Here is a 14,456-nt window from a genome sequence, read left to right as displayed (position 1 = left end):
CTACCGGGGGAGGAGGCGGAGCGGTCAGTCCGGCAGCCGGGGCATCTCGACGCCCGGATCGCGGCCGAGCAGCACCCCACGGGTCAGCGCCCGTGATCCGAAGCGGTCGCGTACCGCGTCGACGGCGGCGTCCAGCGCCGGACCCGGGTCGGCGGTGAACGGCAGGGCCAGCTGGGTGTGCCCGCCGCCGAGGTTTGCCACCGAGACGCCGAGCAGCGTGACGCCGCGCAGCGCGATCTGCGGCAGCGCGGCGCCCAGCAGGTCACGGGCGGCGTCGCGCAGCGGCGCGGTCTGCGCGGTCGGCTCGTCGAGCGTGTGCGACCGGGTGACCCGCGTGTAGTCGGCGAAACGCAGCCGCAGCGTCACCGTGCGGCCGGTGCGCCGGGCCGCGCGCATCCGCCCGGCCACCCGGTCGACCAGACCGGCCAGCACCGCGTCCAGCTCGGCGGGGGAGTGCGGGCCGCGCCCCAGCGCGTGCTGCGCGCCCATCGAGGAGCGGCGGCGGCCCACCTGCACCGCCCGGGGGTCGCGGTTGTGCGCCAGGGCGTGCAGGTGCCGGCCGGCGCCCGCGCCGAGCAGCGACACCAGCGCCGGCTCGTCCAGCCGTGCCACCTGCCCGACGGTACGGATGCCGCGTTCGCGCAGCCGGGCGGCGGTGACCGGGCCGACGCCCCACAGCCGCTCCACCGGCAGCGGGTGCAGGAACGCCAGTTCCCGCTCCGGCTCGACCACCAGCAGCCCGTCCGGCTTGGCCACGCCGCTGGCGACCTTCGCCAGGAACTTCGTCCGGGCCACGCCGACGGTGATCGGCAGGCCGACCTCGCGGCGTACCCGCTCCCGCAGCGTGGCCGCGACGGCGGCCGGCGTTCCGGCGAGCCGCCGCAGCCCGCCCACGTCGAGGAACGCCTCGTCGATGCTGAGCCCTTCGACCAGCGGGGTGGTGTCCCGGAAGATCTCGAACACCGCCCGGCTGGCGGCCGTGTACGCGGCCATCCGGGGCGGCACCACGATCGCGTCCGGGCAGAGCCGCCGCGCCTGCCGGCCGCCCATGGCGCTGCGCACGCCCCGGGCCTTGGCCTCGTAGCTGCACGCGAGCACCACGCCGCCGCCGACGATCACCGGCCGGCCGCGCAGCCGGGGGTCGTCGCGCTGCTCGACCGAGGCGTAGAACGCGTCCAGGTCGGCGTGCAGGATGGTGGCCTCGCTCGACACCCCGCCATCCTCGCACACATGTTCGAACAGGCGCGGCTGACCTGCCCGGACGCACGCGACCGGCCGGCGGATGGCTCCCGCCGACCGGCCGCGTGCGCCTCACCGTCCGTAGACCTCGAACTCGTAGAGCGAGAAGCCGTACGAGGTCGCCCGCGTCACGCCGTACATCCGCACGTAACGGGCGCTGACCGGGGCGAACGTCACGTTGTCGACGCCGCCGTTGCCGGTGGTGGTGCTGAACACCGGCTGCCAGGAGTTGCCGTCAGCGGAGACCTCGATCCGGTAGCCGGTGGCGTACGCGGCCTCCCACCGCAGCACCGCCCGGCTGATCGTCCGGGCCGAGCCGAGGTCGACCCGCAGCCACTGGTTGTCGTTGTAGCTGCTGGCCCAGCGGGTGCCGAGGCTGCCGTCGACCGCCTTGGCCGGGGTGTTGCTGGTCAGGAACTGCGTGCTGGACGCGGTGGCGGTACGGCCCTGCGCCAGGTTGGTCACCGTGTCGCCCCGGCGCGCCGGGAACGACACGACCTGCTGGTACGTGGGCCGGTTCTGCCAGCCGATCAACGGGTGGGTGATGCCGCCGAGCCCGGACTGGGCGATCGCGTCGGCGCACCACTGGTCCCCGGCACCGCAGGACGAGTCACCCGGGTAGACGGTGGCCGCCGGGGCGGCGGTGGCCTGGCCGAGCGTGTCCAGCAGCGCCTGCCGGCACGCGCCCAGGTTGCCGTTGCCGCAGTACGTGCGCCCGAGCCCGCCGGCCACCGGGTCGCCGAGCACCGCGCGCAGGTCCTTGTCGACGTAGCCCCACCAGCCGTACTGGAACGCCGAGCCCTTGTGCGCCTGGCCCTGCGACGCCCAGCTCACGCTGCCGTCGCGCGCCGCGTTCTGCCCGCCCGAGGGCGACTCGTTGACCTGCAGCGCGTCGACCAGCGCGCCGTACAGGTCGGGGCCGAGGCCGGGCCGGAACTGCGCCGCCGCCAGCAGCGGCCACCAGGCGTCGAAGATCCGGATGGCGTCGGCGTGCTGGTAGACCTTCGAGCCCGGTGACGTCTCCACCCGGCGGGACCCGGCCTGCTGCCAGGCCCGCAGCTTGGTCACCGCGGCGGCGAGCGCCGGGTCGGTGACCGGCGTGCTGTCCAGCACCCGCAGCAGTTCGCCGAGGACCTGCTGGCCACGCAGGTCGGTGACTCCCGCCTCGGCGGTGATCCGGACGACGTCGGCGCGGCTGAGCTTGCGCTGGGCGATGGCGGCCTTCACCGGGCCGTCGAGCAGTTGACCGCGGTGCACCGCGCCGTAGCTGAAGTTGCCGTCGGCCGCGCCGAAGTCCCGCGCCTGCTTGTTGTTCCAGCTGACGTAGTAGTCCTGGTTGACCGACTGCGGGTGGGCCGACGCCGGTGCGTAGGTGGCGTCGTTGGTGTCCGGGTTCCAGCCGACCCACTCGTACGCCGGCTCGGCCTTGGCCGGCAGGTTCGGGTCGAGCGTGGCCGGGCGGACCGGGTTCGCGCCGGAGTTGTAGTACGCCGCCTCGGTCGAGTTGACGTAGAACCAGTTGAACGCGTACCCGACGTTCGCGGCGGACGCCTGGAACGCCGCCGCGCTGCCCATCGCCGCCGGGTCGTTGAACGCCTGGAAGCCGATCGCCGAGTCGGCCTCGTGCCGGTAGGTGGAGCGCAGCTTCGTGAACGCGGTCGGCTGCCCGTTCACCATGCCCCGGTAGGCGACCAGCCCGTACTTGGTGCGCAGCGCGCGCAGCGTGTACGCGCCGGCCGGGGTGGAGTCGGCGAGCGTCGGCGACCACGAGTTGCGCTTCTCCAGCACCTCCATGGCCACGCACTGACCGCGGTAGAGGTAGCGGTTGGAGCGCAGCGTCGGCGCGGTGCCGTCGGTGGTGCACAGCGGCACCGCGTACGTGTCGGTCAGGTCCTGGGAGGCGGAGGTGGCGCTCCACGCGTAGTCCTGCCCGCGGCCGAGCAGCACGTAGAGGTTCAGCCCGGCGAACGCGGCGCCGCGCGCGCTGATCCCCGGCCCCTGCAGTTCCTGGAGCATGAGCAGCTGCGGGGCGAAGTAGCCGGTCTGCGGGCCGAACACGGCCACCGGGTTGCCGGTGGTGGTGTGCCGGCCGGAGACCACCACCGCGTTTGACATGCCGTGCGTGCGCAGGGTGGACAGGCCGCCGAGCAGGTCCTTGGTGGCGGCGCTGCTGCCGGTGCGGGCAGCGGCCCCGCCGGTGGCGTCGTACGCGAGCGGCTCGGCGACCACGGTGCCCGCGTCCGGCAGCACCGCGCTGGTGGCGCCGGGCGGTGTCGCGCCGTACGGGAAGCTCTGCCCGTCGTGCAGCGTCAGCACGGTCTCCGGGTCGTTCTGCGAGCGGAACGCCGCCCAGACCCGGTCGCCCTCGGTCGGGCCGTACTTGGCGCGGGCGGCCACCCGGACCAGCGCGGACCGGACCTCGCTGCCGCCGCCTCCGCCGAACAGCCCGCCGATGACGCCGGCGGTGGCGATCAGGTCGGTCATGGTGAAGTGCTTGGGCTTCCCGGCGCCGGTGAGCACGTACTCGCCGGGGTAGTTGTCGTCGGCGATCGACTTGTCGATGTAGGCGTTGATGCCGGCGATGTAGTCGGCCACGTCGGTGTAGAGCTGCTGGCCCCGGGTGCCCTTGAGGCGCAGCGCGTCCACCTGGGCCTGGAGGTCCGCCTCGGTGTAGGGCGAGTTGGCCCAGACGCTCTGCTCCAGCTCGCGGTTGCCGGGGGCGCCACCGGCGAACGAGCTGACGTTGCCGCGGCCGACGTGCCGCAGCAGGTCCATCACCCAGAGCCGGTCCTGGGCTCCGGCGTACCCGGCGCCGAACATGGTGCCGCCGCGGGTGGTGCCGGTGACGTGCGGGACGCCGGTGGCCTTGTCCCGCACGATGGTGACGTCCGAGCGTGGCGAGATCCTGCTCTCGACCTGCGCGTCGGGGACGCCGAACGAGGCGTCGTTGTAGAAGTGGGCGATCTGCTCGTCGGTCAGCCCGGCGTAGTTGTAGACCAGGTTGGCGTACTCGTCGAGCTGGTCGCTGGAGTGCGCGGGCCGGGTGCCGAGCGCCTGGTGGGCGAGGATCGCCACGAGCGTGGCGTTGCCGTTCTGCCCGGGCGGCAGGATGTCGGCGCACTGGCCGAGGCAGTAGTCGTCGGGGGTGAACGTGGTGGCGGCGAGCGCCGGTGACGGCGCGATGACCGTCAGGACGCTCGCGGTGAGGGCGGCGGTGGTGAGCGCCGCGAGGCGGGCACGGATGGCGGGTAATGGCATGGCGATCCTCCGGGGGACGCGGAGTAGGGCCGTTCGGTACGCCCGGCTGACGGCGTCTCGGCCTCCGCGCCCGGGCGTCCTGCCCGGAGGTGAGAATGACTCATATCTATCTGCGGGCAATGATCGGGGCACCACCGCCGTCCGGGATAGCCGTCGTTCACCAGTCGTCAATGCCGACGTTTCGCCGTGATCCCGGCCGTAACGACGCGGTGGGGGTGGCGCCGTTGCCACCCCCACCGCTCTCCCCGCCGGTGCGCCGTCAGTGCTTGTGGAACGACTGGCGCACCACACCCCCCACCAGCGCGCACCAGGTGGTGGTGCTGATCTTGCCGTTGGGTGGTAGTCCGTGCAGGCGCTGGAGGTCCTTCACCGCCGTGCGGGTGGCGTGGTCGTACTCGCCGGTCTCGATCACCTCGGCGTAGCCCTTGGCGGCGAGCATGAACTGCGCCGCGGCCACCGGGACGCCGGTGGACTTCTGGTCCAGCTCCGGGGCGAGGGTCTCCCAGGTCGGCGCGGTCAGCGTGGCGTCGACGTCGACCGGGATGCCGTTGCGCGCCTGCCAGTCCTGCACGGCGGCGACGGTGGCCGCGTCGAACACGCCGGTGACCGGCACGGTGTAGCCGCGGAACGTCAGCAGGCGCTGGGCGACCTGGACCACCGGGCCGCCGACGAAGCGCCAGATGTCCGGCCAGCGGCGGGCCGGCACGTCGCCGAGCCTGGTGCCGAGCTGCTTGAACACCGCGCGGCGCAGCGCCGGGAACTCCCGGTAGAACATCGCGCCCGGGCAGAGCGTGGCCCGGAAGTCCCAGTGGCCGAAGATGTCGTGGGCGTGCAGCCCGTACTGCCGGCAGATCGCGGCGCACAGCCGGGCGAGGGAGTCGAGCAGTTCCTCCGGCGGCGTCTCGGTGACGTACGTGCCCTCGTTCTCGATGCCGATGGCCCGCCCGTTCTCGCCGGGGCAGTGCGCGGCGATCATCTGCCGGTCGCCGGCGCGCAGCCGGTCCAGGCTGCCGTGCCGTCCCTCCAGGACGTGGCCGCCGCGGCTGACGGTGAAGTGCTGCCCGGTGTCGGACCAGCCGTTGCCGTCCATGTGCAGGTCCTGGCAGTCGCGGGCGAGCTGCTTGGCGTGCTCCTCGGAGTAGTCCGTGACGTTCGGGAACGCCATGTGGTGCACGATGATCTTGTTGGTGGGGGTCGCGCTCACCGACAGCGGATCGGCCGGCGGGCGGGCGGCCCACTCGTCGCAACCGATGATCCAGTCGAGGTCCGCGCCCGGCGCGGCGTGCGCGGCGGTCGGCCGGACGAGCTCGCTCCCGACGACCGCGACCGCGGCGGCGCCGAGGCCGGCCCGCAGCAGCGTACGGCGGTCCAGCTCGGGGTGGTCGAAGTGCATTCCGCCTCCTCGATGGCCCGGCCGGGGCCGGGTGATGTAAAGGAACTCCAACGGCTGCGCGCGAGGTGGAGAATATTGCCAAGGCGGCGCGGCGCGCCAGAGGACAAAAGCGACGTTCGCCGGGCCGCTCCTACCGCCGGAGTAGGCGATCTCACGTCCGCTGACCGGGATGGACCATGTCGCGTCGTGATCGGCCGTGGCAGCCTGGACCCGTGCAGTCGCCCAGCCCGGCCGGGATTCTCGTGCTCGTCGCGGTGCTCGCGGCCGCCACCGCGTTCGGCTGGTGGCGCCGCCGCCACGACGGGCGGCTGCGCGCCGTCCGGAAGCGCCCATCGGACGCCGCCGCGCCGCACCGGGCCACCCTCACCGCCCTCGGGGTACGCCCCGGCGAGCGCACGCTGGTGCAGTTCTCCGCCCCGGTCTGCGCGCCCTGCCGGGCCGCCCGCCGGGTCCTCGCCGACGTCGCCGCCCGCCTCGACGGGGTCACGGTGCTGGAGGTCGGCGTGGACGAGCACCTCGACGCGGCCCGGGAACTGGACGTGTGGCGTACCCCGACCGTGCTGGTGGTGGACGGCGCCGGCCGCGTCGTGCGCCGGGCCGCGGGCGTGCCCGACCGCGACGAGCTGATCGCCGCGCTCACCGCCGGGGCGGCCCGATGACCGGCGTACGGCTGACCCGCCGCCGGGTGGTGGACCACGGGCGGCTCGCCGCGAGCCTCTGTGCGCCGGTCCGTCCCGCCTGACCGACCGCCCCCGCACGAACGGACCCACCCCATGCTGCTCGACCCCCGGGGACCGCGCTTCGCCGCCGTCCTCACCACAGTCGTCCTCGCCGTCGTCCTCGTCACCGGCTCCGGGCTGCTCCTGCTCGCCCAGGCCGTCGTGTTCGCGCTCACCGCGCTCAACCCGCGCCTCGGCCCGTACGGGCTGCTGTTCCGCGCCCTGGTGGCGCCCCGGCTGGACCCGCCGGCGGAGCTGGAGCCGGTCGCCCCGGTGCGCTTCGCCCAGCTCGTCGGCCTGGTCTTCAGCGTCGTCGGCGCGGCCGGCTGGCTCGCCGGGATGCCCGCCCTCGGCCTGGCCGCCACCGGCGCGGCGCTGGCCGCGGCGTTCCTCAACGCCGCGTTCGGGCTCTGCCTCGGCTGCGAGGCGTACCTGACGATCCGCCGTCTGACCGGGCGGCCGCTGGCCGGCCGGGTGGCGGCGCCCCCGCGCTGACCGCCCGCCCGTACGCTGGCCCCGGCGGATGGGGGAGGGGCATGGCAGGTCGCGCACGGCTGGACCGGCGCAGCGTGCTCGTCGCGGCGGGCGGACTCGCGGTGGCCGGGATCGGCGTGCCGGTCGGCCTGGCCGCCACGAACGACCGGCCACCGCCGCCCGCGCCGCGCGGACGGCGGCCGATCAGCATGGCGATGCACCTGCACGCCTCGTTCAGCGAGGGCGTGGCCAGCTACGCCGCCCACCTCGACCAGGCCCGCCGCAATGCCGTCGACGTGCTCTGGTGGACCGACCACGACTTCCGGGTCGCCGCCCACGACCACCGCCGGGTCGTCCACTTCGACGGCCCGGAGGAACGCGAGGGCGGGCTGGCCTGGACGTGGCAGCCGGCCACCGAGGGGCGGCTCGCCGCGTCGGCCGCCGACTTCGTGGACGTCCCCGATGCCCCCGACGGCCCCGGCCGCGCGCTGCGCCTGGTCGCCGCCGGGACCGGCGCCCACTGGTACGCGGGCAAGGCGTGGAACTGGACGCACACCTCCAACATCTCCGACACCACGCTGCACCTCGACGTACGCCCCGAAGCCGCCGGCCGGGACGCCACGCTCACCGTGGAGATCGCGCTGTCGCACCACCCCGCCGGACCCGGCCGCCCCGCCGGGCAGCTCGTGCTGCGCTACCGCCTCGGCGGCGTCGACACGGTCCGGCACTCGGTCGACGGCCGTTTCGGCACCGTGGAGCGGCCCGCCCCGGCCGGCGCCTGGCAGCGGCACACGTTCGAGCTGCTCGCCGACGTGCGGCGGCTCTGGCCCGGCCTGGTGGCGGGCGACAACTCGCTGCGCGGGCTGCGCCTCGGCGTCACGGTGGCAGGAGGCGCGCGCGGCGCGTACCTGGTGGACCGGCTCGTCTTCGACCGCGCCCGCCGCGCCGGGCAGGCCGGCGAGGAGATGCGCGCCGAGGTGCTGCGCGGCTACGACGGGGCGTACCCGGGCGTGACCCACCACCGCGCGTACGAGGTGTCGATGGTGCGGCACCTCAACTGGTTCGGCGGCGACGGCACGCTGCCGAGCTTCCCGTCCCCGCCGTACCGGGACAACGACGTCGAGGCCACCGAGAAGATGGTGCGGTTCCTGCACTCGCACGGCGGGGTGGTGTGCTGGAACCATCCGCTGGACACCGAACGCCGCGAGTCACTGGCCCGGCTGCTGGTCAGCCGCAACGCGCTCGGCGTCGACCTGATCGAGATCGGGCGCCGGCCGGTCGAGGACTACCTCTGGGCGTACGACGTGGCGGCCCGCAACGCGATCCCGCTGACCGCCGTGGGCGTCACCGACGACCACGACGGCACCGACTGGCGGGCCGGCCGGGACCGGAACGTCACCTCCGTCTGGGCGGCCTCGACCGGCCGTGACGACCTGGTCGCGGCGCTGCGCGCCGGGCAGGCGTGGTTCGCCGACCTGGCCGGTTACCGGGGCGCGCTGGACCTGGAACTCGGTGGCCGCAGCGGCATGGGCGCGCTCGCCGTGCTCGCCGAGGACACCGTCACGGTGCGGCTGCGCGCCACCGACCTGCCCGCCGGGGCCACACTGGAGGTGGTCACCGGCGAGGTCGACCGGGCCGGTGTCGCGGACCCGACTCCGGCGGTCCGGGTCGGGCGGGTCCCGTGGCGGCAGTTGCGGGCGGGCTGGCACGACCAGCCGGTGCGCGTCGGCGCCGGCACGTACGTGCGCACCCAGGTACGCGACCGTGAGGGCGAGATCGTCGGCGCCAGCAACCCGATCTGGCTGCTCCGCACCCCTCCGCCCGCAGGCATCCCCCCACCCCGCCGCTTCTGACCGCCACCCTCCGCCTGTTCCGTCGATCATGAAGTTGACGGCGATGTCGGTCCCTTTTGTCCACGCCAACCTCATGATCAACGAGGTGAGGGTGGTTGCCGGGATCTGGTACTCGTGGCGGTGTGTCCGATACCGACCACCTACCGCGCCGCGCCGTGCCGCGCGGGCGCCCGGCCGCCGACCGGCGGCCGGAAGCAGCCGTTGCGCCGATGGCCGGCCGCCCCGGCCCGGTGAGAATGACCAGCGAGACGGCATCCGACACCCGCCCGTGGGACGCGGTGGAGTCTGTCGCATGAGCGGCTGGGAACTGTCCGGCTACACGCCGGTCCGCCGGCTCGGCGCCGGCGCGTCCGGCAGCGTCGTGCTCGCCACCCACGACCGGACCGGCACCCCGGTCGCCATCAAGTACCTGGTCCGTGACCTCGGCGAGGACTCGTCGTTCCGGACCGCGTTCCGCGCCGAGGCCCGGCTGCTCGGCGAGATCGACGACCCGCACGTCAGCCGCCTCTACGAGTACGTGGAGAGCCCGCACGGCGCGGCCATCGTGATGGAACTGGTCGACGGCGTGTCGCTGCGCCAGATGCTGCGCGCGCACGGCCCGACCACGCCCGAGGCCGCGCTCTGCGTCCTCAAGGGCTCACTCGCCGGCCTGGCCGCCGCCCACGCCCACGGTGTCGTGCACCGCGACTACAAACCGGAGAACGTGCTCGTCACCGGCGCCGGGCTGAGCAAACTCGCCGACTTCGGCATCGCCATGCCGGTCGGCCAGGGCTCCGACACGACTGTCTCCGGCACGCCCCGCTACATGGCCCCCGAGCAGTGGACCGGCGCCCCCGCCGCCCCGACGTGCGACGTCTACGCCGCCACCGCCACGTTCTTCGAATGCCTCACCGGCCGGCCCCCGTACCAGGGACCGGACCTGCTCTCGCTGCGCGACCAGCACGCCTTGGCGCCGATCCCCGCCGAGGCGGCGCCCCCGCCGGTGCACGAGCTGCTGCGCCACGGCATGGCCAAGCGCCCCGACGAGCGGCCCGAGTCCGCCGAGGCGTTCCTCGGCCTGCTGGAACAGGTGGCCGGCGCCGGCTACGGCCCGCAGTGGGAGGAACGCGGGCTGCGGGAGCTGGGCCGCCGGGCGGCGCTGCTGGCCGCGCTGTGGCCGTTCCCCGAGCGGGCCGAGGGGGCCACCGCCGTCGCCTACACCGAGGTGGCGGACACGGCGCTCGGCGCGCGCTCCGGCCGGCGCGGACTGTTCCGCAAGGGCCGCACCCGTACCGCGCTGGCCGCCGGAGCCCTGGCCGCCGCCGTCGTGGCCGGCGGCGCCGGCTACAGCTACGCCGCCAACGACGGCACCGACGCCGCCGCCCCCACCGGCCCGGCGAGCGCCGCCCCGGCCACCACGACCGCGCCCACACCGGACCCGACCGCCGCCGGGTCGCCGAGCCCGTCGCCGACACCCACCCCGCCCACCGCGTCACCGCCGCCCGCGCCGTCCGCCACCCCGGACCGGACCGGGTCGCCGACCCGCGCCGGCACGCCCACCCCCAGCGCGTCGCGCAGCACCACCCCGCCACCGCCGGACGTGACCGCGCCGGTCGTGGACGGGGTACGCGCCGACCCCGGCGAGCTGGACCCGAAGGGCTGCCCCTACGGCGCGAAGAGCAGCACCGTCACCGCCACCGTCACCGACGACCGCAGCTCCCCGGCCGCGCTGACCGTCACCTTCGGCTACACCCTCGACGGCGCCACCGGAACGGTCCGGATGGCCGCCGCCGGCCGCGGCGTGTTCACCGGCACGCTCGGCCCGCTGTCCACGCCCAAGCGCAGCGCCCGCATCCCGATCCGGGTCACCGCCGCCGACGCCGCCGGCAACACGACCACCTCGGCGTCACCGGTGTACGTGACGCTCTACCACGACTGCACCCCCGGCTAGGAGTACGACAGTGCCCGCTGCCCAGCACCGCATCCCGTTCCGGGGACGTCCGGCGTGACCCGGCCCGACGAGCCCACCGAGGCGCTGCCGACCCGCGCCCTGCCGGTGACCCCGCCCGGGGACGCCGATGCCGCCGAGCCGACAGTCCACCTCGTCGCGCCCCGCGCCGCCGCCGAGGCGGAGCCGACCGTTTCTCTGTCTGCGGTGAACGGCGAGCCGACGGTGCCGCTGTCCGTGGACGGCGCGGAGCCCACTGTGCCACTCGCCCGGCCGGAGGTGGACCGCTCGCCAGATGCCGAGCCGACCGTCCACCTGAGTCCGGCTCCGGCTCCGGCAACGGCTCCGATTCCGGCCCCGGGCACCGTGACCGGGCAGGCGACAGTGCGTCCGCGGCCGGCGCCGCCGGCCAGGGGCCCGGGCGTGGAGCCGACCGTCTCGTGGCAGCCCACCGGGGTACCGCATGGGCACCAGGCCGGCGGGCCGCCGGCGGCGACGGGCGCCGGGGCGTACCCGGATCGGACCGTGGGCGCGCGGGCGCCCAGCGGCGTCCCGGCGCCCGCGCCCGGCGGCGAGTTGCGCTTCGGGCCGGGCGTGCCGGTGACGCCGCCGCCCGCGCCGCCCTGGCCGACCGCGCCCCCGATCCGGCCGCGACCGGTCTGGCGGCGTGTCGTCTCGGTGCTGTCCACGCTGCTCACCGCCGCGCTGCTGCTCACTGTCGGCCTCTACCTGTGGCAGCGGCTGCGCCCGATGGAGGTCGAGCAGGTGTCGGTGGCGGCGAACCGGCCGGCCGGTGTCGCGTGCGACGTGACGGTGGACGTGGTGGCCACGGTACGGACCAACGGGCGCGCCGGAACGATCCGCTACCAGTGGTTCCGCTCGGACGGCCCGCCCGGCGCGGTGCTCACCGAGCGGGTCGGCAGCGGGCAGCACACCGCGACCCTCACCCTGGAGTGGACGTTCTCCGGAGTGGGCACGACAGTCGGCACGGCCACCGTCAACATCATCGAACCGGCGCCGATGCAGGCCGGCACCCGCGTCAGATACCGCTGTCCCGGCGGCTGACCGCGTTTCCCCGCGCGCGGGTCCGGGTAGCCCCACCCGAACAAACCTGGACCACGTACGTGGAGGCCCTTCGATGAGAGACAACTTCGGGGACGCGGTGGGCGACGCGTTCCGTTCGGTGATGCTGTTCCTGCCCAAGGCGGTCGCGTTCGTCGCGATCCTGATCGCCGGCTGGCTGATCGCCAAGGCCGTGCTGAAGCTCGTGGACAAGGTGCTGGAGCGGGTCCACTTCGACCGGGCCGTCGAGCGCGGCGGCATCAAGACCGCGCTGGCCCGCTCCAAGTACGACGCCAGCGACATCGTCGCCAAGCTCGCCTACTACGGCGTGCTGCTGGTCACGCTCCAGCTCGCGTTCGGCATCTGGGGCCCCAACCCGATCTCCGACCTGATCGCCGGTGTGATCGCCTGGCTGCCCCGGGCGTTCGTCGCCATCGTCATCGTGGTGGTCGCCGCGGCCATCGCCCGTGCCGTGAAGGACATCATCTCCAGCGCGCTCGGCGGCCTCTCCTACGGCCGGGTGCTGGCGAACCTCGCCTCGGTGTTCATCCTGGGCCTCGGCGTCATCGCCGCGCTCAACCAGATCGGCGTCGCCACCACTGTCACCACTCCGGTGCTGATCGCGGTGCTCGCCACCGTGGGCGGCATCCTGGTCGTCGGCGTCGGCGGCGGCCTGGTCCGGCCGATGCAGAGCCGCTGGGAGAACTGGCTGACCCGGGCCGAGGAGGAGTCGCGCACCATCGCCACGCACGCCCGCGCGTACCAGGCCGGGCGCCGCGACGTCGAGGCCCGCCTGGCCGCCACCGGCCCGTACGCGGACTCCGAGCTGACCCAGCCGGTGAGCCGGGACGCCGAGGCGGACCTTACCCAGCCCGTCCCCGCGTACCCGGCCACCCCGGCCGCCGCCGGTGCGGACGCCACCGAGCCGGTGCCGACGGAGGCCACGCAGCACATTCCGGCGTACGCGGACTCCGACCGCACCCAGCCGGCCACGCCGCGTCAGCCGACCGCCGAGCAGGCCGCGGACAGCGAGGCCACCATGGTCATCCCGCAGGCCGACGTGGAGAAGTTCCGCCGCTGACCTGGCGGCAGTGACACTCGGGGCGGGACCGCACGGTCCCGCCCCGATCTCGTGCCCGCCGGGGGACCACCGGGGCGCCTCGCGGCGGATAGGATCCCGGCATGACCTGGCGATGTTGATGCCCTACTGAGCGACGAGGCCGCGGGCCGCCGCGGACGCCGTGCATTCCGGCCGGTGTCCGTCACGTCCCGTGGGAAGGTCCCATGCTCGTCGCTCCTGCCCGCGTACCCGCGACCCGCCGCCTGGCGGCGACGCTCTACGGGTACGCGTTCCTCACCGACCTCGTCCTGCTCTACCCGCTCTACGTGCTGCTGTTCGCCGACACCGGGTTGTCGGTCGGGCAGATCTCCTCGCTGTTCGTGCTCTGGGCGGCCGCCGGCATCGTGCTGGAGGTGCCCTCCGGGGTGTGGGCCGACACGGTGTCGCGCCGGCTGCTGCTGTGCCTGGCGCCGCTGCTCGCCGCCGCCGGTTTCGCGCTCTGGGTGCTGCTGCCGTCCTACCCGGCGTTCGCCGTGGGTTTCCTGCTGTGGGGCGCCGGTGGCGCGCTGCGCTCGGGCGCGCTGGAGGCACTGGTCTTCACCGAGCTGGAGCGTCTCGGTGCGGCCGACAGGTACGCCCGGCTGATCGGCCGGGCCCGCACCGCCGAGGTGCTCGGCGCCGTCGGGTCCGGGGTGCTCGCCGGGCCGGCGTACGCGCTCGGCGGCTACCTCGCGGTCGGCGCGGCGAGCGTGGCGACCTGCCTGCTGGCGGCAGCCGTCGCGGCCCGCTTCCCGGAACACCGCCCACGATCGTCCGCGCCGGTTCCAGGTGGCGAGCCGGACGGGCCGCGCGCGAGTGCCGCGCCGGGTGACGACGAGCCCGGCTGGCTTAACAGCCTGTGCCTGGGCCTGCGCGAGGTGCGCGCCGACCGCCGCGTCCGGGCCGCCGTGCTGCTGGTCGCGGCGGTGACAGCGATCTGGGGTGGGCTGGACGAGTACACCGGGCTGCTGGCCGCCGACACCGGCATGGCCGAGGTGGGCGTACCGCTGCTGCTCCTGCTGGTCTGGGCCGGGATGACTGTGGGTGGGCTGCTCGCGCCGCTGGGCGAGCGGCTGTCCCACCGGGGGTACGCGGGCCTGCTGGTGTTCGCGGCGGGCGCGACGGCGGCCGGGGCGCTGCTGCGGCACCCGGCGGGGTTCGTGCTGCTGGCCGCCGCGTTCGCCGCGTTCCAGCTCGCCACGGTGCTCGCCGACGTGCGGCTGCAGGCCCGGATCGCCGGGTCGGCGCGGGCGACCGTCACGTCGCTGGCCGGGATGGCCACCGATCTGACCATCGTCGCCTTCTACGCCGGGTACGGGCTGCTCGCCGGCGCGGTCGGCAACCCGGGTGCCTTCGCGGTCGCGGTGCTGCCGTACCTGCTGGTGGCGCTGTGGCTGTTCACCGGTCGAGCATGAATCACCAGAAAAGGGAC

Annotated in this window: 10 protein-coding genes; 7 read left to right on the top strand and 3 right to left on the bottom strand. The window is 74.8% G+C overall.

Annotation, left to right across the window (positions count from 1 at the left end):
- Window positions 1-24: 24 nt before the first annotated feature.
- The 3 genes from dinB to J3R08_RS17125 form a co-directional block, all read right to left on the bottom strand.
- On the bottom strand, window positions 25-1,212 hold the full coding sequence (gene dinB / locus J3R08_RS17135) for a DNA polymerase IV (RefSeq protein WP_069088636.1): 1,188 nt from the start codon (window positions 1,210-1,212) through the stop codon (window positions 25-27).
- Between the two features lie 99 nt (window positions 1,213-1,311).
- Window positions 1,312-4,497 (bottom strand): penicillin acylase family protein, encoded by a 3,186-nt coding sequence (locus tag J3R08_RS17130; protein ID WP_069088637.1) that lies wholly within the window; start codon window positions 4,495-4,497, stop codon window positions 1,312-1,314.
- A 259-nt stretch (window positions 4,498-4,756) separates the two neighbouring features.
- Window positions 4,757-5,890, bottom strand: coding sequence for an N-acetylmuramoyl-L-alanine amidase (locus tag J3R08_RS17125; RefSeq protein WP_069088638.1), 1,134 nt, complete (start codon window positions 5,888-5,890; stop codon window positions 4,757-4,759).
- Window positions 5,891-6,102: 212 nt separating this feature from the next.
- Between J3R08_RS17125 and J3R08_RS17120 the strand changes: the two genes are divergently transcribed.
- The 7 genes from J3R08_RS17120 to J3R08_RS17090 all read left to right on the top strand — a co-directional run bounded on the left by J3R08_RS17120 (window position 6,103) and on the right by J3R08_RS17090 (window position 14,439).
- The gene (locus J3R08_RS17120; RefSeq protein WP_233607907.1) at window positions 6,103-6,549 is read left to right on the top strand and encodes a thioredoxin family protein; all 447 of its coding nucleotides are present in this window, start codon (window positions 6,103-6,105) and stop codon (window positions 6,547-6,549) included.
- Between the two features lie 114 nt (window positions 6,550-6,663).
- The gene (locus J3R08_RS17115; RefSeq protein WP_043323868.1) at window positions 6,664-7,104 is read left to right on the top strand and encodes a DUF4395 domain-containing protein; all 441 of its coding nucleotides are present in this window, start codon (window positions 6,664-6,666) and stop codon (window positions 7,102-7,104) included.
- 41 nt (window positions 7,105-7,145) lie between these two features.
- Entirely contained in the window at window positions 7,146-8,936 is a 1,791-nt protein-coding gene (locus J3R08_RS17110) for a hypothetical protein (protein ID WP_069088640.1), read from the top strand.
- Window positions 8,937-9,228: 292 nt separating this feature from the next.
- Complete coding sequence (locus J3R08_RS17105) at window positions 9,229-10,866, top strand: serine/threonine-protein kinase (protein WP_069088641.1); 1,638 nt, start codon at window positions 9,229-9,231, stop codon at window positions 10,864-10,866.
- A 54-nt stretch (window positions 10,867-10,920) separates the two neighbouring features.
- Window positions 10,921-11,928 carry a hypothetical protein gene (locus J3R08_RS17100; protein ID WP_069088642.1) on the top strand — a complete coding sequence of 336 codons (1,008 nt, stop codon included), beginning with the start codon at window positions 10,921-10,923 and terminating at the stop codon, window positions 11,926-11,928.
- A gap of 73 nt (window positions 11,929-12,001) precedes the next feature.
- Window positions 12,002-13,006: a hypothetical protein gene (locus tag J3R08_RS17095; RefSeq protein ID WP_209961999.1), complete on the top strand. Its 1,005-nt coding sequence runs from the start codon at window positions 12,002-12,004 to the stop codon at window positions 13,004-13,006.
- Window positions 13,007-13,209: 203 nt separating this feature from the next.
- A complete protein-coding gene (locus tag J3R08_RS17090) occupies window positions 13,210-14,439 on the top strand; it encodes an MFS transporter (RefSeq protein ID WP_104115944.1) in 1,230 nt (409 codons plus the stop codon).
- The last annotated feature ends 17 nt before the right edge of the window (window positions 14,440-14,456 follow it).

The sequence above is a fragment of the Micromonospora sp. HB375 genome, assembly GCF_017872985.1.
Classification (GTDB): Bacteria; Actinomycetota; Actinomycetes; order Mycobacteriales; family Micromonosporaceae; genus Micromonospora; species Micromonospora chalcea.
The sequence above is the reverse complement of the archived record's forward strand: the minus strand, read 5'-3'. Positions and strand labels throughout refer to the sequence as shown.